This window comes from Streptomyces endophytica, assembly GCF_026153355.1.
In the GTDB taxonomy this organism is placed as follows: domain Bacteria; phylum Actinomycetota; class Actinomycetes; order Streptomycetales; family Streptomycetaceae; genus Streptomyces; species Streptomyces endophytica.
Genome location: NZ_CP110636.1, coordinates 5,553,681 through 5,575,862, shown reverse-complemented (window position 1 = coordinate 5,575,862; position 22,182 = coordinate 5,553,681). Strand labels below are relative to the sequence as shown.

The window sequence follows — 22,182 nt, the reverse complement described above, 5'->3', positions numbered from 1 at the left end:
CACCGGAATTTCCGAGAGAAGAGGGCGGCCGGGAATCCTCCCGGCCGCCCTCGCCGCTGTCCGGACGCGGTTCAGCCCGCGATCGGCTCCACCCGCGGCTCCGCGATCGCCACGTAGTCCTCGGTCGCCAGCGCCAGCGAACGGTCCAGCCGCGCCGCGTTGAAATAGATCTCCGGCTGCTCCAGCAGCGCCGGATCCACCACCAGCGTCAGCTCCTCGTCGAAGGAGAACGGCAGGATCGTGCCACTGACGCTGCGCGCCAGCCGCTCCGCGACCTCCGGCGTCGCGAACCCGGCGTACGACCCGCCCAGCAGCGCCTTCACCGCAGCGAGGTCCACCCGCCGGTCACCGGGCACCACCGCCCCTTCGTCGTGCTCACACCGCGAACGCCGCGGCGAAGGCGGCCCTGGTGGGGGAGTCCGCACGGCGGTCCAGGACCGCGAACACCACCCGGCCGAACCGGTCCGCGAACCGGCCGGCACCCAGCAGCTGCGCGGCGAACGCCCGCGCCACATCGGCGGGTTCGTTGCGGAACACCCCGCACCCCCAGGCGCCGAGGACCAGCTGACGGTACCCGCCGGCCGCGGCGACCTCCAGCACCCGCTCCGCCCGTACGGCCAGCGCCGCCGGCACCCGCCCCGCCTCGGCCGGCCGCTGCCGCGCGATCACCCCCGCGTTCGGCGCCGCCGCGGTCAAGAACCCCGCCTCGTACGGCACTTCGAGCAGCGATCCGCGGTCGTCCCGGAACACCGGTACGCCCGGTGAGAGGATCACCCGGTCACTGTAGAACGGCGTCGGCTCGCCCCGGTGCGCCGCGTAGAACCCCGGCGCCTCGCGCACGCAGGCGTACAGCGCCGACCCCCGGCACAGCGCCTCCTCCTGCGCCTGCGCACCGTTGAGGTACCCACCGCCGGGATTGCGCGCCGAGGCGAAGTTCAGCACCGCGACCGGCCCGCCGCCGCTCCCGGCCAGTCGGCGCCCCGCCGTCAGGCTGCCTTCCGCCGTCACCTCGAACACGGTCGCCCGGCCGCCGTCCGCCGGCTCCGGCACCACGACCGGCTCCGGCCCGTACAACCGGGTCCCCGCCCGGGCCCGCGCCACCTGCTCCGCGATCTCCACCGGCCGCCCGCTCGGCGCCCGGTACCACCCCTGCGCGACGATCCGTTCGGTCTCCTGCGCCATCCCCCGCAAACGGGCGCTCATCGACGGCACCCTTCACTCCACGTCATCATGATGATCACGGTAGGGCGGCGGGACGGGGCGCGCGATCGAATAACGGGTGGCCGGCCTCAGGTACGTCCGCCGTTCCTCCCCGCCAGCCAGGCGTCCTCCGCCTCGTACCCGAAGAGGTTCTCGTCCGGGTAGTACTTGGCCATGGTCGGGAAGGCCGCTCGCCAGTCCTGCTGCGCGATCACGTCGGTCAGCCAGGCCACGGTGCCGGGCAGCGAGTCCTCGTAGCCGGTCACCGGGCGGTAGTCCAGCAGGACGTCACAGCCGTCGCCGACCAGACCGGCCAGCGCCGCATCGTCCTCCCGGTCCACCGCCACGCTGCGGACCTCCGCGGGCCAGGAGCCGTCGCGTCCACCGCGCCGGGACCCGGCCCGCACCTCCCAGCCGTCCCGGGCCAGCGCCCGCACCGCCGCCCGCCCGATCTGCCCGCTCGCCCCGACCACCACTGCGCTGCCTGTCGTCATGGCCGGGACGCTAAGGCGCTTCGGGCGGGGTGCGCGGCGCCGTTCGCCGACGGCGCACACGCGGGTGCGCCGCTTCCTGTGCCCGGGACTTGGCGTCGGTGGCGTACAGGTCGACGTACTCCTGCCCGGAGAGTTGGAGGATCGCGTACATGATCTGGTCGGTGACGGCGCGCAGCGCGATGCGCTCGTCGGCCAGTCCGGCGTACCGGGAGAAGTCCAGCGGCTCGCCGAAGCGGATGGTGATCGGCATGGCCCGCGGCAGCCGCCGGCCGGTCGGTTGTGCCTCGAACGTGCCGATCACGGCACAGGGGATCACCGGCACCCCGGCCCGCAGGGCCATCGCGGCGACCCCGGTGCGCCCCTTGTAGAGCCGGCCGTCGTGCGACCGGGTGCCCTCCGGATAGATCCCCAGCAGCCGGCCCTTGCGCAGCACGGCCAGGCCCGACGCGATCGCCGCCCGGGAGGCGCGGCCGCCGGACCGGTCCACCGGGATCTGCCCGACCCCACGGAAGAACGCCGCGGTCAGCCGCCCTTTCAGGCCCGGTCCGGTGAAGTACTCGGACTTGGCGAGGAACGTCACCCGGCGCGGCACGATCGCGGGCATCACGAAGTGGTCGGCGAACGAGAGGTGGTTGCCGGCGATGATCGCGGCGCCCTCCTCGGGGAGGTGCCCGAGGCCCTCGACCCGTGGTCGGAACACCAGTCGCAACAGCGGTCCCAGCAGGACGTACTTGAGCACCTGGTAGAGCACGGGCGGCTCCCTCCGCGGCCGAGGCGGCAGTGAGTGTACGAGCAACTACCGCCGGTGGTAACCACCCTGAAGGGGGATCGATGCCGCCGGGGCCGGCCACGGGCCGCACCGGGACGCGACGACAGGCCGCGGACCGTCAGCGGGGTGCGGCCTCCAGGAGGGCCAGGAAGCGGCGGGCGAAGAGGTACGCGTCGCCCGGCCAGCGGGCGGAGAGGTAGGTGCCGTCCTCGACCACGAACGCGGGGGAGTCGTCGGTCGCGGTGCCCCGGGCGGAGAGCGTCCGCGGTCCGCGCGCGAACTGCCCCGCCGGGGCGTCCAGCGCGGCCCGGACCTCGTCCTCCACGTACGCCGGGTACGTCCGGTAGTAGCGGCCGAGCCGCCAGGCGGTGGCCAGATAGGCCGAGCGTTCCATGTACCTGGGCAGACAGGTCGTCCGGCGGTCCGCGAGCAGGCTGCGGCCGGTGGCCGGGTCGGTCGTCCGCGCCAGGACCAGGACGCCGTGGCAGATCGCACCGACCGGACGGCCGAGCGCCCAGAACCCGCCGACCTGCCGTCGCAGCGCCGCCGAGCCCAGATACTGCCGCATACCGGGCGCATGGCCCCCGGGCAGCAGCAGCCCGTCGTACTCCTCCGGGTCCAGCTCCGACCAGCCCGCGGTCGCCGCGAACTCCGCGCTGCGGGTGAGCTCTTCGTAGTACCGCCGGGCCTCCGGCGCGGCGCCGAGCCGCCCGAAGAGGACGCCGGTCAGCAGCCGCGGATCGCAGGCGGGGCGGGTGCCGGCCCGCTCGGTGGCGAGGACGACCTCGTGCCCGGCGTCGGTGAGCAGCCGCCAGGGCACGGCCACCTCGGTGACATCGAAGTCGCGGTCGGGGAGCGGCATCAGTACGCGCACGCGGACATCATCGCAGGCCCCGCCGCGCGCCCGGCAGCGGGTTTGGCATCCCCGGACAACTTTCAACGGGCCCTGAGCGCCCCGTAGTTGGGTGCCCGTACTGACCGGCAAGCGAGCCCGGGACCCGCTTCCGGGCCGAGGACAGGAGCCCTAGATGTCCCGCAAGAGAAGAGTCACCCGGCGACAGAAGATCGTGGTCGCGGTGAGCGCCGCGGCGCTGGTGGGTGGTATCGCCATCGTCACGACGGGCACCAGCCAGGCGTCGGTGGCCTGCGACGGACTGGCCACCGCCCTGAGCAACAACCAGAAGTTCATCGCCGACCAACAGGCCCACCCGGACGCGCAGTCGGCGGCGCGGATCGCCAACCGGCAGGCGGTGATCAAGGAGATCCAGGTCAAGCAGCAGGCCGCCGGCTGTAGTGGGGGAGCGGGCGGTGACCAGGCGGGCGCGCCACCCCAGGGCGGTGCGCCGCCCCAGAGCAGTGCACCGCCCGCATCCGAGGCACCACCGGGTTCCTCGGCTGACCCGAGCTCCTCGGCCGCCCCGCCGGGCTCGGCCGACCCGTCCGCGTCCGGTGCCCCGCCCGCGGCCGACGGCGACGTGGTCTGCCCCGGCTCGACGGTCACCCTCTCCGGCGAGGGCGGCGCACCGGCCGCCTCCAGCGGCCAGTTCCCCACCGGCACGAAACTCAAGGTGACCAACCTGGACAACAACAAGTCGACGACCGTGTCCGTGACCTCGACGTCGGGCAGCTGCGTGCTGCTCAACAATTCCGCGTTCGAGCAGGTACGGGAGGAGGGCAAGTTCCTCATCCGGCACGCCCGCATCGAGCGCGTGGGCTAGCACGGGCCTGACACCGGGGCGTGAGCCCCGGGACGAGCGCCCGCTCGCGAAACCCCCTCCGGTCCGGTGGCCGGTGACGGAAGCCGCCTCCTCCGTCACCGGCCACCCTGTCGTGGACGGGCCCGGGGCGGCCCCATGGGCCCGGAACGGTTCAGGCACGGGCCCGTACGGGCGACCCCGCGGCGTGGCCGCTTGAGTGCCGGGGTCCGGCGGGGTGGCCTGAAGCCCCCCAGCGTTCCCCAGGAGGCACCGATGTCCGTGCACCACCGACGCCGCACCGCGCGTGCCGCCGTGCCCGCCGCCGTGGTCGCCACCGTTTCCGCCGCGCTGGCCGGTGCGTTCTGTGCCGCCCCGGCCGGCGCCACCGAACCGCCGCCGCCCGCCGGCCAGGGTCTGCTGCTGACCGTCTCCGGCGACCACGACACCTGGATCCGCGGGGTCCGGCTGGCCTGCCCCGACGTCTACGGCAGGCATCCCCACGCGGCCGCCGCCTGCGACGCGCTGACCTGGGCCCGCGGCGATTTCGACGCGCTGCCCGGCGAGCCGCACGTCTGCAACCGGCAGTACAACCCGGTCACCGTCAGCGCGACCGGCAACTGGCGCGGCGTACCGGTGAACTGGCGCAAGGAATTCCCCAACGCGTGCACGCTGGACTCCGCCACCGGGCCGGTCTTCCGCTTCTGAGGGCCCTCAGTTCGGCCGGGCCGCCACCACCCCGACCGTCACCACGGCCAGGATCACCCAGCAGAACCAGAGCCAGCCGTTGGCGCCCAGCGCCACCGTGTAGGCGGTGGCGGCCACCAGACCGGTCACCGTGCACACGGCCATCGTCCTCACAGATCCGGGCATCCCGCATCCTCCTCACGGCGGCCCGGAGCCGGCAACGCAGCGGGCCGCGGCCATGGGACCATCGTCCCCGGCCGCGGCCCGTACCGCCAGATGGTCGACCCACCCGCTTGCCGCCCTACCGCCCCCGCGCGTTGAGGGAGGCGAGGTACGCGTTGTAGTCGGCGAGGTCCTTGTCCCCGTTGCGGTCCGCGGCCCGGTCGGCGCGCTGCGACTGCCGCTCCTCGGACTTGTACCACTGGAAGACCAGCGCGATCAGCACCACGACGGACGGGATCTCGCTGAACGCCCAGGCGATGCCGCCGGCGGCCTGCTGGTCGGCGAGCGCCTCGATGCCGAGCGAGACCGGCGGGTGCAGGAAGGTGTCGACCATCGGCTCCGAGGCCATCATCAGCGCGATGCCGAAGAAGGCGTGGAACGGCATGCCCGCGAAGAGCTCCAGCATCCGCATCACGTAGCCGGGCCGGTGCGGTCCCGGGTCGACGCCCATGATCGGCCAGAAGAAGACCAGACCGACCGCGAGGAAGTGCACCATCATCCCGATGTGCCCGGCCCGGGACTCCATCAGGAAGTCGAACAGCGGCGAGAAGTACAGCGCGTAGAGGCTCGCGATGAACAGCGGGATGGTGAAGGCGGGGTGCGTGATGACCCGCATGTAGCGGCTGTGCAGCAGCGCCACCAGCAACTCCCGCGGGCCCTTGCGGCCGCGCCCGGCGGTGGGCAGCGCCCGCAGCGCCAGCGTCACCGGCGCGCCGAGCAGCAGCAGGATCGGCGAGAGCATGCTCACGATCATGTGCTGGACCATGTGCACGCTGAACATCGCCATGCCGTAGTCGTTCAGCCGGGTGCACATCGCCAGCGCCACGGTGACCACGCCCAGGACCCAGGCGACGACCCGGCCGAGCGGCCAGGCATCGCCCCGGCGCCGCAGCCGGACGACCGCCCAGCCGTACAGCCCGAGGGCCAGCAGGCAGCCGATGAGGAAGACCGGATCACCACCGAACGCGAGGCCCCGCCCCAGCGTGAACGGCGGTAGATCCATCTGCATGCCGTCCATGCCGTGCCCGCTGTGATCCATCCGCTCGCTCCTGATTCGTACCAATGCTCCGGCGACAAGCGTAGAACCGCCCCCGGCCGTGATCGTGGCCGGGGGCGGGTCGTACAGCGGGGAACTACCGTGCGGGGCGGACGGGGCTGCCGGGCGCGGTGGCCGGGATCACAGCACGCACTCGGCCTCGTCGTAGCGCGCGGCCGGCACCGTCTTGAGCGTCTCCACGGCCTCGGCCAGCGGGACCAGGGTGATGTCCGTGCCGCGCAGCGCGGTCATCATGCCGAACTCCCCGCGGTGCGCGGCCTCGACGGCGTGCCAGCCGAAGCGGGTGGCGAGCACCCGGTCGTACGCGGTCGGGGTGCCGCCGCGCTGGACGTGGCCGAGGATGACCGGCCGGGCCTCCTTGCCGAGGCGGTTCTCCAGCTCGACGGAGAGCTGCCGGGCCACGCCCGCGAACCGCTCGTGGCCGTAGATGTCCTTGCCGCCGATGTCGAACGACATGGTGCCCTCGCGCGGCTTGGCGCCCTCGGCGACCACCACGATGGCGAACTTCTTGCCGGCCTCGAAGCGGGCCGACACCCGCGCGGTGAGCTCGTCGATGTCGAAGGGACGCTCCGGCACCACGATCGCGTGCGCACCGGCCGCCATGCCCGAGTGCAGCGCGATCCAGCCGGTGTGCCGCCCCATCACCTCGACGATCATGACCCGCTGGTGGGACTCGGCGGTCGTCTTGAGCCGGTCCAGCGCCTCCGTGGCGACGCCCACCGCGGTGTCGAACCCGAACGTCACGTCGGTGACCGCGATGTCGTTGTCGATGGTCTTCGGTACGCCGACGATCGGCAGCCCGGCGTCCGACAGCAGCCGCGCCGCCTTCAGCGTGCCCTCGCCGCCGATCGGGATGATCGCGTCCAGGCCCAGCTCGGCGACGTGGCCGCGGGCCCGCTCCACGCCGTCGCGCAGATGGGCCGGCTGCACCCGGGACGACCCGAGGATGGTGCCGCCGCGGGCCAGGATGCCGCCGACGGCATCGAGGTCGAGCTTGCGGTAATCGGCTTCCAGCAGGCCCTTCCAGCCGTCGCGGAAGCCGATCACCTCATCGCCGTGATCGGCGGTGGCGCGGTGGACGACGGAGCGGATGACGGCGTTCAGACCGGGGCAGTCGCCGCCGGAGGTGAGGACACCAATACGCATTGCTCGAAAACCCTCTGCAACGTAACCGGGGGGCCCGGACCCCGTCGTCCGGTTGTATGCCGCTCACCCTACAAGCGCGGGGCCGCCGGGCACACGTACGCCCGCAGTGCGGACTGCGGGCGTACGAAAAGCCGTGAAAGGGAGGTATCGCTCAGGCGGGCTGGGTCGCCGCGGCGATCCGCTCCTGGCGGAGCGCCTCGTACCAGCGGTCCTCCACCGGGGGCAGCGCGTTGACGTCCAGTGCCAGCTTGATCAGCAGGTCGGCGATGTGCGGGTTACGGGCCATCACCGGGCCGTGCATGTAGGTACCGAAGACGGTGTCGTTGTACGCGCCCTCGTAGCCGTCACCGACGCCGTTGCCCTTGCCGAACCGGACCTTGGCGAACGGCCGGGCGGTCGCGCCGAGATGGGTCACGCCCTGGTGGTTCTCGAAGCCGGTCAGCGGCGGCAGCCCCAACTGCGGGTCGATGTCGGCGAGTACGTCACCGACGCACCGCTCGCCCTCGCCGCGGGTGGACACCACGTCCAGCAGCCCCAGGCCCTCCTGCCGCTCACCGAGGTCGTTGATGAACTCGTGGCCCAGGATCTGGTAGCCGGCGCACACCGAGAAGACGATCGCGCCGTTGGAGACCGCGCGGCTCAGACCGCCGTCGCGGATCAGCCGCTCGGAGGCCAGCCGCTGCGGCCGGTCCTCACCGCCGCCGATCAGGTAGATGTCGCCGGAGGTGGGGATCTGCTGGTCGGACCGTACGTCCAGGCGCTGGACGTCCAGACCGCGCTGGCGCGCCCGCCGCTCCACCACCAGGGCGTTGCCCTGGTCACCGTAGGTGCTCAGCAGGTCCGGGTAGATCCACACCAGGCGCAGGCTGTTGTCACTCATGCTTGCTCGTCCTTGTCGTGAAGGTGGGTGGATCATGGTCAGTTCCCCACACGCCGGCGCAGGTCCTGGAAGGCCGTGTAGTTGGCGATGACCTCGATGCGGCCGGGCGGCGCCTGCTGGACCGCCTCGTCCAGGCTCTCGCACACCTGGAAGTCGAGGCCGGCGACCTCCAGCCGCACCGCCAGGTCCAGCTTGCGGTCACCGAGCACGAAGATCGGGTGCCCGGCCAGCCGGGTGTAGTCGACGTCCCACAGCCAGGAGGTGTCCGTGCCGTCCGCGCCGCGGGCGTTCACCGACATGATCACCGGGGTCGGCGGCGGGTCGATCAGCGAGAAGGTCTCCAGCCAGCCGGCCGGGTTCTTCGCCAGCAGCAGCCGCAGCTCACGCTGCTGGAACGTGACCACGTCATAGCGGCCGGCGACCGCCTGCACCGAGAACATCCGCTCCAGGGCCACCTGCGGCGGCACCCCGAAGGCGGCGGCGACCGCCGCGGAGGTGGTCGCGTTGGCCTTGTTGGCCCGCCCCGGAAGCTGGAGCTTGATCGGCCAGGCGCTGCCGTGCGGGTCGAGGACGTGGTCGCCGGAGAGCGCCCAGCTGGGCGTGGGGCGGCGGAAACCGCACTCGGCGCAGAACCAGTCGTCGCCCGGCCGCTGCATCACACCACCGCAGGAGGGGCAGGACCAGGCGTCGTCCTTCCACTCCTGGCCGGCGGCGACCCACACCACGTTCGCGGACGACGAGGCCGCCCACACGATCAGCGGGTCGTCGGCGTTGGCGACGATCAGGGCCTTGGAGCCGGCCAGTCCCTCGCGCCACTTCTCGGCCAGCATCCGGGTCTCGGCGGCCCGGTCGAGCTGGTCGCGCGAGAGGTTCAGCAGCGCTATGGCCTTGGGCGTGACGTCCCGGGCCACCCCGGCGAGGTACTTCTCGTCGACCTCGATGACGCCGTACTTGGCGTCCGAGCCGCCGGCCAGGGCGGAGGTGATGCCGGCCGGCATGTTGGCGCCGAGCGCGTTGGAGACCACCGGGCCGCTGGCCCGCAGCGCCTCCGCGATCAGCCGCGTCGTCGTGGTCTTGCCGTTGGTCGCCGACACCAGGACGACGTCCAGGTGCCCGGCCAGCCGTGCCAGCAGGTCGGGGTCGAGCTTCAGCGCCACCCGGCCACCGATCACCGATCCGCTGCCGCGGCCCGCCGCGCGCGACACCGCCGCCGCGGCCTTGCCCGCCGTCACGGCCAGCTTGGCCCGCGGCGACAGCGGCTCCGTGTTGCCTGCCATCGTCCTAGATCCTCCTTGCATCCGGCGCCCGGCGTGCGGCTGCCGGTGGAACGCCCCCTCCGCAACCGACGACCGGCCGGAGGCTTCGGTCGGGGATCAGCCTATCGAGATCCGGCGGCGGGCCCGAACCCCGCCACCCGTCCGGCGACATCCCGCGGTGCCCAGGACCGTACGCTTGTCCCATGCGCCTCCGCACCATCCCCGGCAGTTCCGGCCGGCCCCGCCCGCTGCGTCTGCTCGGCGATCCGGCCCTGAGCGGGCCCGGTCGGGAGGTCACCGCGTTCGACGGCGAGCTGGCCGCGCTCATCGAGGACATGTACGCGACGATGTACGCCGCACACGGCGTCGGGCTCGCCGCCCACCAGATCGGTGTCCCGCTGCGGGTCTTCGTCTACGACTGCCCCGACGACGAGGACCGCCGCCATTTGGGCCATCTGGTCAACCCCCGGCTCGTCGAGACCGACGGACCGGTCGTCCGCGGGCCCGAGGGGTGTCTCTCGCTCCCCGGCATCGAGGCCGGCACCCCGCGTTACGACCGGGCCGTGGTGACCGGATTCAGTGCCTCCGGCGAGCCGCGGACGGTGACCGGCACCGGTTTCTTCGCCCGCTGTCTGCAGCACGAGTGCGACCACCTCGACGGGCTTCTGTACGTCGACCACCTCACCGGGCTGCGCCGGCGCCGGGTGCTGCGCGCCGCGGCCCGGGCGCCGTGGGCCGCGGAACCGGAGACGTCCGGCCGCTGAGCGGCCGGCTTCCCCCTCCGCACCCCCTCCGCCGTCGCCCGTCCTCAGAACCCGGGGCTGTCCTCGCGGTCCTTGAGGGCGGCCAGCTGGCCCCACAGCAGATCGGTCAGGTGCTGCACCAACTGCTCGCGCGAGCAGGGGCGTTCACGCAGCCACCAGTCGCCGGCGCCGTGCATCATGCCGACGATGCCGTGGCCCCAGACCCGGGCCCGCTCCTCGCCGCCGGGGCCGAGGTCGAGCCGTTCGATGATCACGGTGGCCAGCTCCTCGCCGAGCCGGCGCAGCAGCGGAGCGGCGTGCCGTCCCACGTCGAATCCGGACTCCGACGGGGTGTTCTCCTCCGCCGGGTGCATCAGGAAGCGGTACACCTGCGGACGGGCCTCGATCGCGAGCAGATAGGCGTCGAGGGTGGCCTCGACCCGGTCGCGGCGCAGGACCGACGCGTCCAGCGCGGTGCGCAGGTTGAGCAGCAGGGCGTCGGTGTGGCGGACGGCCAGCGCGCGGTACAGCCCGCCCTTGTCGCCGAAGTGCCGGTAGAGGATCGGCTTGGTGATGCCCGCCTCCGCGGCGATGGCGTTCATCGAGGCGTCCGGGCCGTCGCGCAGCACGATGCGCTCGGCGGCCTCCAGCAGCTCCCGCCGTCTGCGCTCGGTCGCCGAGTGCCGGCGGCCGCTGTTGTCTGTGCTCTCCATGGTCGTGCTCCCCACCCTCGTGACTCCGTGGCGCTCGCGCAACGTAACACCCGATCTTCGCCGGTAATCCGGCACAGGGGGAGTTGACATCGCTTACTGACGAGTAACACACTTCGCGTTACCGCTAGTAACACGAGAAATGCCTGCACTGGAGGGGACATGGCCGAGTTCACCATGGAGCTCAACGACGAGCAGAAGGAAGTCCGTGACTGGATTCACGGCTTCGCCGCGGACGTCGTGCGCCCCGCCGCCGCCGAATGGGACGAGCGCGAGGAGACCCCCTGGCCCGTCATCCAGGAGGCGGCGAAGATCGGCCTGTATTCGCTGGACTTCTACGCCCAGCAGTTCTTCGACCCCACCGGCCTCGGCGTCCCGATGACCATGGAGGAACTCTTCTGGGGCGACGCGGGTATCGCGCTGTCCATCGTCGGCACCGGACTGGCCGCCGTCGGCGTCCTCGCCAACGGCACCGAGGAGCAGATCGGCACCTGGGTCCCGCAGATGTACGGCGACGCGAACGACGTCAAGGTGGCCGCCTTCTGCTCCTCCGAGCCCGACGCCGGCTCGGACGTCGCCTCGATGCGCACCCGTGCCGTCTACGACGAGGCCAAGGACGAGTGGGTCCTCAACGGCACCAAGACCTGGGCGACCAACGGCGGGATCGCCAACGTCCACGTCGTCGTCGCGGTCGTCGACCCCGAGCTGGGCTCCAAGGGGCACGCCTCCTTCATCGTCCCGCCGAACACCCCCGGCCTCTCCCAGGGGCAGAAGTTCAAGAAGCACGGCATCCGCGCCTCGCACACCGCCGAGGTCGTCCTGGAGGACGTCCGCGTGCCCGGCCACTGCCTGCTCGGTGGCAAGGACAAGCTCGACGAGCGCCTCGCCCGGGCCCGCGAGAAGGCCAAGGCGGGTGGGGAGAGGGTGAAGAACGCCGCCATGGCGACGTTCGAGGCGTCCCGCCCGGCCGTCGGCGCCATGGCCGTCGGCACCGCCCGCGCCGCCTACGAGGAGGCGCTGGAGTACGCCACGACCCGCGAGCAGTTCGGCCGCCCGATCATCGACAACCAGGGCGTCGCCTTCCAACTCGCCGACATGCGCACCCAGATCGACGCGGCCCGCCTCCTCGTCTGGCGCGCCTCCTGGATGGCCACCACGGGCAAGCCCTTCACCTCCGCCGAGGGCTCCATGTCCAAGCTGTTCGCGAGCGAGACCGCCAAGAAGGTCACGGCCCAGGCCATCCAGATCCTCGGCGGCAACGGCTTCACCCGCGAATACCCGGTCGAGCGCATGCACCGCGACGCCGCGATCTACACCATTTTCGAAGGGACGAGCGAGATCCAGCGCCTGGTCATCGCCCGGACGCTGTCGGGGATGCCGATCCGGTAGCGGCCGTCTCCCGCAGGCGCGGCGCGGCCGGACCCGGTCACGGGCGGGCCGCGCCGTCTTCACGGGAATGTCACAAGTTCTTCACTTAATCTATTTCTGGATTCAACAAGCCGCTACTCTCGCCCTCCCGGAACAACCTTGGGGGGATCGTGACGTATCAGCAGTTCCCGGACCAGCCCGGACATCAGCCGCCACCGCCGCCCGGCATGTACGCTCCGCCGCCGAAGAAGATGAGCACCGGGGCGAAGGTCGGTCTCGGGTGCGGAGGTGCGGTGGGCGTCTTCGTCATCCTCGGCGTGATCGGTGCGGCCCTCGGTGGGGGTGGCGCCTCATCCGGAACCGACAAGCCGGACAAGGTCGCCGCGGCCCCGAAGCGGGAGCAGCAGGCGAAGGATGACGCCAAGTCCGCTCCCGCGAAGGGGAGTTCGGACCGGGCGAGGCGCAGTGCGGCTCCGGAGGTGAAGCCGAAGGCGCCCGCGTCGCAGGCCGACCGGTTCAAGGCGTTCGTGAACAAGAACGGGACCGCCAACGAAAAGGCGGCCATCGCGCACGTCACCAAGGTCCAGGGTGCCGACGAGCAGAACGACATCCTCGACTCGGCCGATGTCTACACGGACTTCACCGGCGGCATCATGGGGCCGCACCAGAGCGAGGGAAAGCTCATCGCCAGCGCCTTCGCCGACTGGAAGGACTCCAAGAACGGCCTGGTCACCATCTACGACGCCAAGGGGGAGATCCTCTCCAACGGCAACTTCTAGTCCGGTTCCGGTCCGGTTCCCGGCAGGGAACCGGACCGGTTCCGCTTCGGACCCCCCGACGCCCCGCCGCGAGTAATCGCGGCGGGGCGTCGTCGTTCCGGCGCCCGCCCCTCCGTGTCGCGCGAAAGGCGCCCCTTGCTGCAGGTCGTCCGGCCGGGCCGGCGGGGTTCCCCCTTGACGGCCGGTTCATCGCGTTCTACTTTCCTTCCATAAAGCAAAACATTGATTCCGCGATACGGAATCAGGTGTCCCGGCTCTCGCCGGGGTCCGCTCGTGACAGGTCGACGCAGGAGTACGCGATGCCTCGAATGACAGCCGCCCGCGCCGCGGTGGAGATCCTCAAGCGTGAGGGCGTGACCAACGCCTTCGGAGTGCCGGGCGCCGCGATCAACCCCTTCTACGCCGCGCTCAAGGGCGCCGGCGGGATCGACCACACGCTGGCCCGTCACGTCGAGGGCGCTTCGCACATGGCCGAGGGCTACACCCGGACCCACCCGGGCAACATCGGCGTCTGCATCGGCACCTCCGGCCCGGCCGGCACGGACATGATCACCGGCCTCTACTCCGCGATCGGTGACTCCATCCCGATCCTCTGCATCACCGGCCAGGCGCCGACCGCGGTGATCCAGAAGGAGGACTTCCAGGCCGTCGACATCGCCTCGATCGCCAAGCCGGTCACCAAGGCCGCGACCACCGTCATGGAGGCCGCCCAGGTCCCCGGCGTCTTCCAGCAGGCCTTCCACCTGATGCGCTCCGGCCGCCCCGGCCCGGTCCTGATCGACCTGCCGATCGACGTCCAGCTCACCGAGATCGACTTCGACCCGGAGACCTACGAGCCGCTGCCCGCCTTCAAGCCGGCCGCGACCCGCGCGCAGATCGAGAAGGCCATCGCGCTGCTCAACGAGTCGGAGCGGCCGCTGATCGTCGCCGGCGGCGGCATCATCAACGCCGACGCCGCCGACCTGCTGGTCGAGTTCGCCGAGCTGACCGGCACCCCGGTCATCCCGACCCTGATGGGCTGGGGCATCCTCGCCGACGACCACGAGCTGAACGCCGGCATGGTCGGTCTGCAGACCTCGCACCGCTACGGCAACGCCAACTTCCTGGAGTCGGACTTCGTCCTGGGTATCGGCAACCGCTGGGCCAACCGCCACACCGGCAAGCTGGACGTCTACACCCAGGGCCGCAAGTTCGTCCACGTCGACATCGAGCCCACCCAGATCGGCAAGATCTTCGCCCCGGACTACGGCATCGCCTCGGACGCCAAGGCCGCGCTGGAGCTGTTCGTCGAGGTGGCCAAGGAGCTCAAGGCCGCCGGAAAGCTGCCCGACCGCGGCGAGTGGGCCGCCTCCACCCAGGAGCGCAAGGCCGAGCTGCAGCGCCGTACGCACTTCGACAACATCCCGATGAAGCCGCAGCGCGTCTACGAGGAGATGAACAAGGCCTTCGGCCCGGAGACCCGCTACGTCACCACCATCGGCCTGTCCCAGATCGCCGGCGCCCAGATGCTGCACGTCTACAAGCCGCGCCACTGGATCAACTGCGGCCAGGCCGGCCCGCTCGGCTGGACCATTCCGGCCGCGCTGGGCGTCGCCACCGCCGACCCCGAGACGCCGGTGGTCGCCCTCTCCGGTGACTACGACTTCCAGTTCATGATCGAGGAGCTGGCGGTCGGCGCCCAGCACAAGATCCCCTACGTCCACGTCCTGGTGAACAACGCGTACCTGGGCCTGATCCGTCAGGCGCAGCGCAACCTGGACATCAACTTCCAGGTCAACCTGGAGTTCGAGAACATCAACTCGCCGGAGATCGGTGTCTACGGCGTGGACCACGTCAAGGTCGCCGAGGGTCTGGGCTGCAAGGCCATCCGGGTCACCGACCCGAACGAGCTGGGCGCCGCCTTCGAGGAGGCCAAGAAGCTGGCCGCCGAGTACCGCGTCCCGGTCGTCGTCGAGGCCGTCCTGGAGCGGATCACCAACATCTCGATGAGCGGCAGCGACATCGCCAGCGTCAACGAGTGGGAAGAGCTGGCGACCGAGCCGGGGCACGCCCCGACCGCGATCAAGCCGCTCAAGTCCTGACGCCGGACCGGATCCCGCGGTGTGCCGGGCGCGCTTGACCCGCGCGCCCGGCGTCGCCACTATCCCGTAGAACAGAAATAAAAATCCGCTATTCGGAAGGGGTGTCGGGCTTCATGGCTTTCACGGACACGCGCTTCAACGTCAATCTGTCGATCCTGTTCACCGAGCTTCCGCTGCTGGAGCGGCCGGCGGCCGCGCGGGCGGCGGGCTTCACGGCGGTGGAGCTGTGGTGGCCCTGGGTGGACGCCCCGGTCCCCGAGCAGGCAGAGCTGGACGCGCTGCGCGACGCCCTCAATGACGCCGGCACCCGCCTGGTGGGCCTGAACTTCTACGCCGGACAGCTGCCCGGCCCCGACCGCGGCGCCCTGTCCGTCCCGGGCGAGGAGTCGGAGAAGTTCCGGGCGAACGTGCCCGTCGCGATCGAGTTCGCCCAGTCGCTGGGGTGCACCACGTTCAACGCCCTGTACGGCAACCGCGTCGAGGGCGTCTCGCCCGAGGAGCAGGACCGGCTGGCGCTGGAGAACCTCGCCTTCGCGGCCCGTGCGGTGGCCGGGGTCGACGGCACGCTGCTGATCGAGGCCCTCAACGCCCCCGAGTCGCCGAAGTGCCCGATCGTCTCCGCCCCGAAGGCGATCGAGGTCGTCGACGCGGTCAACGCGGCCACCGGGTTGGACAACGCCCGCTTCCTGATGGACCTGTACCACCTGTCGATGAACGGCGAGGACCTCGACGAGGTCATCGACCGCCACACCGCCAAGACGGCACACGTCCAGATCGCGGACAACCCCGGCCGCGGCGCCCCCGGCACCGGCGAGCTGGACTTCGACGCCCTGCTCGACCGCCTGAAGAAGGCCGGCTACGACGGCTGGATCGGCCTGGAGTACAAGCCGGGCGACACCCCGAGTGCGTCGTCGTTCGCCTGGCTGCCGGCCCCGCTGCGCGCCGCCCCGTAACCGGGTCCGCCGCTCGCTGTCCCCCGATTTTTGAGTGTGAAAGAGGTTATTCCGATGAGCAATCTTCCCAAGATCGCGTGGATCGGTCTGGGCATCATGGGTTCGCCCATGGCCGAGAACCTGATCAAGGCCGGCTACACCGTGGCCGGCTACACCCTGGAGGCCGACAAGCTCCAGCGGCTGGCCCAGGCCGGCGGCACCGCGGCCGGCTCGATCGCCGAAGCCGTCAGCGACGCGGACGTGGTCATCACCATGGTCCCGGCCTCCCCGCAGGTCGAGGCCATCGCCTACGGCCCCGACGGCATCCTGGAGAACGCCAAGCGCGGCGCACTGCTGATCGACATGTCCTCGATCACCCCGCAGACCTCCATCGACCTGGCCCGCGCGGCCGGCGAGAAGGGCATCCGGGTCCTGGACGCCCCCGTCTCCGGCGGCGAGGCCGGCGCCATCGAGGCCGTCCTGTCGATCATGGTCGGCGGTGAGCAGGCCGACTTCGACGCCGCCCGCCCCCTCCTCGAAGCCCTGGGCAAGACCATCGTGCTGTGCGGACCGCACGGCTCCGGCCAGACCGTCAAGGCCGCCAACCAGCTCATCGTCGCCGTCAACATCCAGGCCTGCGCCGAAGCCGTGGTCTTCCTGGAGAAGTCCGGCGTCGACCTCAGCGCCGCCCTGGACGTCCTCAACGGGGGCCTTGCCGGCTCCACCGTCCTGACCCGCAAGAAGGACAACTTCAAAACCCGCGACTTCGCCCCCGGCTTCCGCATCGACCTGCACCACAAGGACATGGGCATCGTCACCGACGCCGCCCGCACCGTCGGCGCCGCCCTGCCCGTCGGCTCCGTCGTCGCCCAACTCGTCGCCTCCCTGCGCGCCCAGGGCGACGGCGGCCTGGACCACTCCGCCCTCCTCCGCGGCGTCGAACGCCTCTCCGGACACCCCACCGACGGCTGAGCCGTCCGCGGGCACGTCCCGCGACGGTCCCGAACGGCCGGCGCCGCGACCGCCGCACTGCGGTCGCGGCGCCGGTTTCGTGCTTCCGGACTCATCCGTGCTTGTGGACTCAGCGGACGAACGTCACCGGCAGGCGCGCCGGTCCGCGCATCAGGCGGGTCCGCCGCCATTCCACCGCGTCCGGGCCCTCGCCCGCGGGACGGATGTCGGTCCAGCGCGTCAGCAGCACCTCGAACGCGATCCGGGCCTCGACACGGGCCAGTGCCGCGCCGAGGCAGTGGTGCGGGCCGTGCCCGAAGGAGAGGTGCCCGCCCGCGCGGCCGAGTCGTACGGAGTCCGGTGCGTCGAACCGTGCCGGATCGCGGTTGGCGGCGCCGGGCGCCACCTGGACGACATCGCCCGCGGCGATCGTGGCGCCGCCGAGGACCAGCGGTTCGGTGGCGTAGCGGAAGGTCGCGACGGTCAGCGGGCCGTCATGGCGCAGGAATTCCTCGACCGCGGCGGGCAGCAGTCCGGGGTCGGCCCGCAGCCGGGCGCGCAGGGCGTCGTCGCGGAGCAGGGTCACCATGCCGTTGCCGATCAGGTTGGCCGTCGTCTCGTGCCCGGCGACCACCAACAGCACGGCCAGCGAGACCAGTTCGGGCTCGGAGAGCCGATCGCCGTCGTCCCGGGCGGCGATCAGGCCGCTCAACACGTCGTCCCCCAGGGCCGCCCGCCGGTCCGCGATCAGCCGGGTCAGATAACCGCTCAGGGCGTGCGACGCACGGTCCACGGTGTCCGGGGCGGCCGCGGCGAACAGCTCGTCGGACCAGCGCCGCACCGCCGCGCGGTCCGGCTCGGGGACCCCCAGCAGCTCGCTGATCACGGCGATCGGCAGCGGGACCGCGAAGCCCTCGACCAGATCCGCCCCGCCCTGCTCCGCCAGGGCGTCGGCCAGTTCCCCGGCCAGCGCCCGGATGCGCGGTTCCAGGCGTGCGACGGCCGCCGGGGTGAAGGCCGCCATGGCCAGTTTCCGCAGCCGGCCGTGGTCCGGCGGATCGGTCGCGAGCAGGGTGCGGCTGACCGCGGGGGCCAGGTTGCGGTTGCTCGGCCGGCCGGCGAAGTACCGGGCGGTGTCCTTCGACAGCCGGGCGTCGGCCAGCGCCGCCCGCGCCTCCGCCCACCCGGTCACCAGCCATGTCGTCCGGCCGTTCGCGGTCCTGATCCGCTGCACGGGACCGCGCGACCGCACGGCGGCGAGCAGCGGGTACGGGTCCCGGAAGTACTCCGGCGAGGCCAGGGGATCCGGATCCGTTCCCGAGGCGTTTCGCTGCACGGCAACACCATTCCTTCCAGGGACCTTGCAGGGAGCCCTTGATTCTTTGCACGGAGTCCTTGCGCGGGCAACGATTGCCGCCCCTGGAGGCGGCCGACGTGCGGGAGTGCGCCGCCCGTCGCACGCTGGAGGCATGACCGAGCACCCGCCAGTCATCGTGCACCCGCCGACGCCGTCCGGTGGACGACGGGTGACCGTGCGTGGGCAGATCGTCGGCCTGGCCCACGGCCGCGGCGACGTCGCCGAATTCCTCCGCCGCGCGGGGGTCGCCGGCCCGGCCGAGGACATCCGGCTCGACGACCCGAGGCTGGTCGAATGGCGGGGCGGCTCGCTGGACGACTGGCCGATGCCGTCCGCCTGAGCCACCGGCCGCCGCGGCCCGGCCGCCCGGCACGGCGGCACGTTCCGCGCCGCACGGCGTCCGCAGCTCGATGTCCGATTTCCGCCGGTGGACCGCTCCGACCTGCGGCACAGTGGATTCCGTGACGCTCATGACGCTCTACACCACCCTCGACAGCCCGCTGGGCGAACTCCTGCTGGTCGGGGAGGAGTCGGCCACCGCACCGGGCGGTACCGCGCTCGTCTCGCTGTCCCTGCCCGGGCAGAAGGGCGGTGCGGTCGTGCAGGACGGCTGGGTCCGCGACCCCGCCGCGTTCGACGGGATCGCGCGGCAGCTGCGGGCCTACTTCGACGGCACGCTGACCCGCTTCGACATCGAGTACGCCGACACCGCGGCCACCCGAGGCACCGCCTTCCAGCGGCGTGTCTGGCAGGCCCTGGAGGCCGTTCCGTACGGCACCACGAGCACCTACGGGCAGGTCGCCGAGACGATCGGGGCGGCGCCGGCGGCGGTCCGCGCGGTGGGCACCGCGATCGGCCGCAACCCGCTGCTGATCGTGCGGCCCTGCCACCGCGTGATCGCCGCGAACGGCTCGCTCTCGGGCTACGCGGCCGGGCCGGAACGCAAGCGGCAGCTGCTCGGCCTGGAGGGCGCCGCGCCGCGCCCGCTCTGACCCGGGCGCGGGCCGCGCGCTCAGAGCATGGACCCGCCGGTGACGTCGATGCGCTGGCCGGTGATCCAGCGGGAGTCGTCGGAGGCGAGGAACGCGGTGACGTCGGCGATGTCCGCGGGGCGGCCGAGGCGGTTGAACACCGAGATCGCCGCCAGCGCGGCATGTGCCTCGGGCGTCGCCCGCATCGCGGCGTTCATGTCCGTCTCGATGAAGCCGGGGGCGATGGTGTTCACCGTGATCCCGCGCTCGCCGAGGTCCTTGGCGAGGGTGAGGGTGAGGGTCTCCACCGCGCCCTTGGAGACGCCGTAGGCGATGGTGGACGGGAACGCCGTAGTGGTCACCGCCGACGAGATGTTGATGATGCGTCCGCCGTCGCGCATCCGGCGCAGCCCGTGCTGGGTGACGAAGAACGGCGCCTTGGTGTTGACCGCGAGGATGCGGTCGAATTGCTCGGGGGTCACCTCGTCGATGTGCCCCGGCAGGCTGATCGCGGCGTTGTTGACGAGGATGTCGAGGCCCGCCGGTGCGCCGTACGCCGCCAGCTCGTCGTCGAAGGCGGAGAAGAGAGCCTCGGCGTCGCCCGGTACTCCCAGTTCCGCGCCGATTATGAAGGCCCGGCCGCCGGCCTCTCTGATCTGCTCGACGGTCTCCTTGGCCGCGATGTCGTTGCTGCCGTAGTGGACGGCGACCAGCGCGCCGTCCTGGGCCAGGCGCTGGGCGATGCCCCGGCCGATGCCCCGGCTGGCGCCGGTCACCAGCGCGGTCTTCCCGTTGAGGTCACCCATGAGTGTTGGCCTTCCGTGTACGTGAGGCGGGCATGCGGCCGCCTATGACTGTGGCATGCGGGGGATTGCTGCGGTGCCGGCTTCGCCGCGCGAAGCGCGTGGCGGGTGAGCGTGTCGCTCAGTCGCGGGCGTCCAGCGCCGTCAGGGTGGTCACGAAGACCGGCTCGTCCTGCTGCGTTCCGGTGACCTGGACGGTGGTGCTGCCGGGCAGTGCCGAGGGGACGCGCCGGGCCTCGATCACACAGGCGACGCCGTGTTCGGCATAGCGGCGGAATTCGGTGCCGACGGCGTAGGGGACGAAGCCGCCGGGCGCGGTGCGGGCTCGGGCGGCCTGTTGCGCGGCGTCGAGCAGCACCATTCCGGGGATGTGGTCGTTCGCCGGGTTGACGACGGCGGCGTGACCGGGGGCGACGCGCAGCACCCAGCGGTCGGGCCGGTCGGTGGGGGAGAGCAGGACGTCGTGCTCGGTGGCGCTGCCGGTGAGGTGCGGTGCGACGGGGGGCAGCAGCGGGCCGAGGCAGCGCCGGGCGGTGAGGCGGTCGCCGCGGATCCGGTGGTAGACACCGGGCGAGGTGACGGTCACATTGGAGTGGCCCGTCGCGACGATCCGGCCCGCCTTACGGATGGTCATGTCGAACCGGCCGCTCACCAGGGTTCCGGCCCGCATCCGCAGCTTGCTGCAGGTGACGTCGATGGTGAGGGACGTGGGTCGGTCGCCCACGGCGAGGTGTTCGGGGTCCATGGTGTAGACGAGGTCGCCGAGGATGAAGTGGTGTCCGACCGGAACGCCGAGTTCGGTGTGGCAGATCAGCAGCCCCGCCTGGCGGATGGTCTCGCCGGTGAGAATGGGATGATGACGGCCGTGGGGAGTGGTGAAGTACCCGTGGTCGTGGGGCCACTCGGCGGTCAGCGAGAAGTGCGCGTCGTCCACGCGCTGCCAGGAGGTGACCAGCACGTCGTCGAGGAGGGGGCGATGGACCCATTCCCGGGGGACGAGGGTGCGGGAGGGCGGCGGAAGGGCGTCGCCGGGGTTGCGGGGGTGGTGCAGTTGCTGCGGGGTCGTGGGCTGAGCGGTGCCGCTGACGTGCATCGTGTCGCTCATGACTGCCCCCAGGCGTCTCTACGGGATGAGGTCCATCGCTGTTAAGATACGTACCATCCGGTTTTATTTTCAATGCCGGGCTGAGGGAAGGGGGAAATACGCTGGTGGCGGGGCGACTTGACGTGGTGGCCACACCGGCGGAAATGGAAGATTTCGAGAGACAGGAGGCGTCCTGTGGCGCAACAGGATCGTGCGATCAGGACCCGGCGAGTGATCTTGGAGTCGGCCGCCGCGGTGTTCGACGAGCAGGGCTATGACCGCGCGACGATCGCCGAAGTCCTCGAACGCGCCGGCGTGACGAAGGGCGCCCTGTATTTCCACTTCGCTTCCAAGGAGCAGCTCGCGCTCGCCATCCTCCAGGAGCAGGTGGTCGACATCGCCGTCGCGCCGCAGCCGATCAAACTGCAGGAATTCGTCGACTCCGGTCACGTGCTGGCCTTCCGGCTGCGTACCGACCCGATTCAGCGCGGGGCCGCGCGGCTGGCCGTCGAGCAGGGCTCCAATCACCTGGACCGTAGGCAGTCGATGCTCGCCTGGAGCCAGTTCGTCGAGGCGTTGTTCAATGAGGCGAAGGGGCGCGGCGAGGTGCTGGAGAGCGTCGATGTGCGGGATGTCGCCGAGCTCTTCACCGGTGCCTTCGCCGGGTTGCAGATGATGTCGCAGGCGTTTTCCAACCGGGCCGACCTCTCCCACCGGCTGACCGTCTTCTTCCAGCACACGCTGCCCAGCATTGCCGTGCCCGCCATCCTCGCCAAGCTCCATCTCGACGCCGAGCGCGGGGAGAAACTCAATGCCGAACTGCAGCAGAAGGCGCAGTCCGCGGCGGGGACCGGCACCGGACTGGATGTCGTCGCGAGCTGAGGACCGCACTGCGGGACGATTCGCGTAAAGCGCAGAATTCGGGCGGAGAAACATACCGCGCACGCGGTGTTGATCGGTCGCGGTCCGGAGGCCTTGCGAAGACCTCGGGAAGGTGT

At 71.5% G+C, this 22,182-nt stretch carries 23 protein-coding genes and 2 pseudogenes; 11 read left to right on the top strand and 14 right to left on the bottom strand.

The features are described 5' to 3' along the window. Window positions 1–71 precede the first annotated feature (71 nt). The 5 genes and pseudogenes from OJ254_RS24880 to OJ254_RS24860 form a co-directional block, all read right to left on the bottom strand. Window positions 72–362, bottom strand: a pseudogene (locus OJ254_RS24880) (YbaK/EbsC family protein); the annotation flags it as partial. 13 nt (window positions 363–375) lie between these two features. Beyond that, entirely contained in the window at window positions 376–1,203 is an 828-nt protein-coding gene (locus tag OJ254_RS24875; RefSeq protein ID WP_265364148.1) for a TIGR02452 family protein, read from the bottom strand. Window positions 1,204–1,475: 272 nt separating this feature from the next. Then, a pseudogene (locus tag OJ254_RS24870) lies at window positions 1,476–1,694 on the bottom strand (NAD-dependent epimerase/dehydratase family protein); the annotation flags it as partial. A 10-nt stretch (window positions 1,695–1,704) separates the two neighbouring features. After that, window positions 1,705–2,445 (bottom strand): lysophospholipid acyltransferase family protein, encoded by a 741-nt coding sequence (locus tag OJ254_RS24865; protein WP_265364147.1) that lies wholly within the window; start codon window positions 2,443–2,445, stop codon window positions 1,705–1,707. Between the two features lie 136 nt (window positions 2,446–2,581). After that, entirely contained in the window at window positions 2,582–3,337 is a 756-nt protein-coding gene (locus OJ254_RS24860) for a type 1 glutamine amidotransferase domain-containing protein (protein WP_265364146.1), read from the bottom strand. A gap of 154 nt (window positions 3,338–3,491) precedes the next feature. Here OJ254_RS24860 and OJ254_RS24855 point away from each other — a divergent pair, with 154 nt between their 5' ends. Continuing rightward, window positions 3,492–4,181, top strand: a complete 690-nt coding sequence (locus OJ254_RS24855) for a hypothetical protein (protein WP_265364145.1) — start codon at window positions 3,492–3,494, stop codon at window positions 4,179–4,181. 252 nt (window positions 4,182–4,433) lie between these two features. Further along, window positions 4,434–4,865: an SSI family serine proteinase inhibitor gene (locus OJ254_RS24850; RefSeq protein WP_265364144.1), complete on the top strand. Its 432-nt coding sequence runs from the start codon at window positions 4,434–4,436 to the stop codon at window positions 4,863–4,865. Window positions 4,866–4,871: 6 nt separating this feature from the next. Here OJ254_RS24850 and OJ254_RS24845 read toward each other — a convergent pair whose 3' ends face one another. The 5 genes from OJ254_RS24845 to OJ254_RS24825 form a co-directional block, all read right to left on the bottom strand. Next, the gene (locus tag OJ254_RS24845) at window positions 4,872–5,030 is read right to left on the bottom strand and encodes a hypothetical protein (protein ID WP_030414632.1); all 159 of its coding nucleotides are present in this window, start codon (window positions 5,028–5,030) and stop codon (window positions 4,872–4,874) included. 115 nt (window positions 5,031–5,145) lie between these two features. Then, the gene (locus OJ254_RS24840; protein ID WP_265364143.1) at window positions 5,146–6,105 is read right to left on the bottom strand and encodes a cytochrome c oxidase assembly protein; all 960 of its coding nucleotides are present in this window, start codon (window positions 6,103–6,105) and stop codon (window positions 5,146–5,148) included. A gap of 138 nt (window positions 6,106–6,243) precedes the next feature. Then, window positions 6,244–7,269 carry a 6-phosphofructokinase gene (locus tag OJ254_RS24835; RefSeq protein WP_030414634.1) on the bottom strand — a complete coding sequence of 342 codons (1,026 nt, stop codon included), beginning with the start codon at window positions 7,267–7,269 and terminating at the stop codon, window positions 6,244–6,246. Window positions 7,270–7,420: 151 nt separating this feature from the next. Beyond that, a complete protein-coding gene (locus OJ254_RS24830; protein ID WP_265364142.1) occupies window positions 7,421–8,149 on the bottom strand; it encodes a type 1 glutamine amidotransferase in 729 nt (242 codons plus the stop codon). Window positions 8,150–8,187: 38 nt separating this feature from the next. Then, window positions 8,188–9,426: a Mur ligase family protein gene (locus OJ254_RS24825; protein WP_261954207.1), complete on the bottom strand. Its 1,239-nt coding sequence runs from the start codon at window positions 9,424–9,426 to the stop codon at window positions 8,188–8,190. A 182-nt stretch (window positions 9,427–9,608) separates the two neighbouring features. Between OJ254_RS24825 and def the strand changes: the two genes are divergently transcribed. Further along, window positions 9,609–10,169 carry a peptide deformylase gene (gene def, locus OJ254_RS24820; protein WP_265364141.1) on the top strand — a complete coding sequence of 187 codons (561 nt, stop codon included), beginning with the start codon at window positions 9,609–9,611 and terminating at the stop codon, window positions 10,167–10,169. Window positions 10,170–10,213: 44 nt separating this feature from the next. Here def and OJ254_RS24815 read toward each other — a convergent pair whose 3' ends face one another. Then, a complete protein-coding gene (locus tag OJ254_RS24815) occupies window positions 10,214–10,861 on the bottom strand; it encodes a TetR/AcrR family transcriptional regulator (RefSeq protein WP_261954205.1) in 648 nt (215 codons plus the stop codon). 159 nt (window positions 10,862–11,020) lie between these two features. Here OJ254_RS24815 and OJ254_RS24810 point away from each other — a divergent pair, with 159 nt between their 5' ends. From OJ254_RS24810 to OJ254_RS24790, 5 genes are all read left to right on the top strand, one after another. Further along, window positions 11,021–12,247 (top strand): acyl-CoA dehydrogenase family protein, encoded by a 1,227-nt coding sequence (locus OJ254_RS24810; RefSeq protein WP_265364140.1) that lies wholly within the window; start codon window positions 11,021–11,023, stop codon window positions 12,245–12,247. Window positions 12,248–12,477: 230 nt separating this feature from the next. Then, window positions 12,478–13,005 (top strand): hypothetical protein, encoded by a 528-nt coding sequence (locus OJ254_RS24805; RefSeq protein WP_423836038.1) that lies wholly within the window; start codon window positions 12,478–12,480, stop codon window positions 13,003–13,005. A 299-nt stretch (window positions 13,006–13,304) separates the two neighbouring features. Further along, window positions 13,305–15,086: a glyoxylate carboligase gene (gene gcl / locus OJ254_RS24800; protein ID WP_265364138.1), complete on the top strand. Its 1,782-nt coding sequence runs from the start codon at window positions 13,305–13,307 to the stop codon at window positions 15,084–15,086. Between the two features lie 113 nt (window positions 15,087–15,199). Further along, window positions 15,200–16,039, top strand: coding sequence for a TIM barrel protein (locus OJ254_RS24795; RefSeq protein ID WP_265364137.1), 840 nt, complete (start codon window positions 15,200–15,202; stop codon window positions 16,037–16,039). Window positions 16,040–16,093: 54 nt separating this feature from the next. After that, window positions 16,094–16,990, top strand: coding sequence for a 2-hydroxy-3-oxopropionate reductase (locus tag OJ254_RS24790; protein ID WP_265364136.1), 897 nt, complete (start codon window positions 16,094–16,096; stop codon window positions 16,988–16,990). A gap of 109 nt (window positions 16,991–17,099) precedes the next feature. Here OJ254_RS24790 and OJ254_RS24785 read toward each other — a convergent pair whose 3' ends face one another. After that, window positions 17,100–18,305: a cytochrome P450 family protein gene (locus tag OJ254_RS24785; protein WP_265364135.1), complete on the bottom strand. Its 1,206-nt coding sequence runs from the start codon at window positions 18,303–18,305 to the stop codon at window positions 17,100–17,102. Between the two features lie 133 nt (window positions 18,306–18,438). Here OJ254_RS24785 and OJ254_RS24780 point away from each other — a divergent pair, with 133 nt between their 5' ends. Then, entirely contained in the window at window positions 18,439–18,666 is a 228-nt protein-coding gene (locus OJ254_RS24780) for a hypothetical protein (protein WP_030417114.1), read from the top strand. Window positions 18,667–18,796: 130 nt separating this feature from the next. Further along, complete coding sequence (locus tag OJ254_RS24775) at window positions 18,797–19,318, top strand: methylated-DNA--[protein]-cysteine S-methyltransferase (protein ID WP_265365292.1); 522 nt, start codon at window positions 18,797–18,799, stop codon at window positions 19,316–19,318. A gap of 20 nt (window positions 19,319–19,338) precedes the next feature. On the opposite strand, the gene OJ254_RS24770 is transcribed toward OJ254_RS24775, so the two are convergent. Continuing rightward, window positions 19,339–20,103, bottom strand: a complete 765-nt coding sequence (locus tag OJ254_RS24770; protein ID WP_265364134.1) for an SDR family oxidoreductase — start codon at window positions 20,101–20,103, stop codon at window positions 19,339–19,341. A gap of 118 nt (window positions 20,104–20,221) precedes the next feature. Continuing rightward, complete coding sequence (locus OJ254_RS24765) at window positions 20,222–21,205, bottom strand: ScbA/BarX family gamma-butyrolactone biosynthesis protein (RefSeq protein ID WP_265364133.1); 984 nt, start codon at window positions 21,203–21,205, stop codon at window positions 20,222–20,224. A gap of 174 nt (window positions 21,206–21,379) precedes the next feature. On the opposite strand from OJ254_RS24765, the gene OJ254_RS24760 reads away from it, so the two are divergent. Next, entirely contained in the window at window positions 21,380–22,066 is a 687-nt protein-coding gene (locus OJ254_RS24760) for a ScbR family autoregulator-binding transcription factor (protein WP_265364132.1), read from the top strand. The last annotated feature ends 116 nt before the right edge of the window (window positions 22,067–22,182 follow it).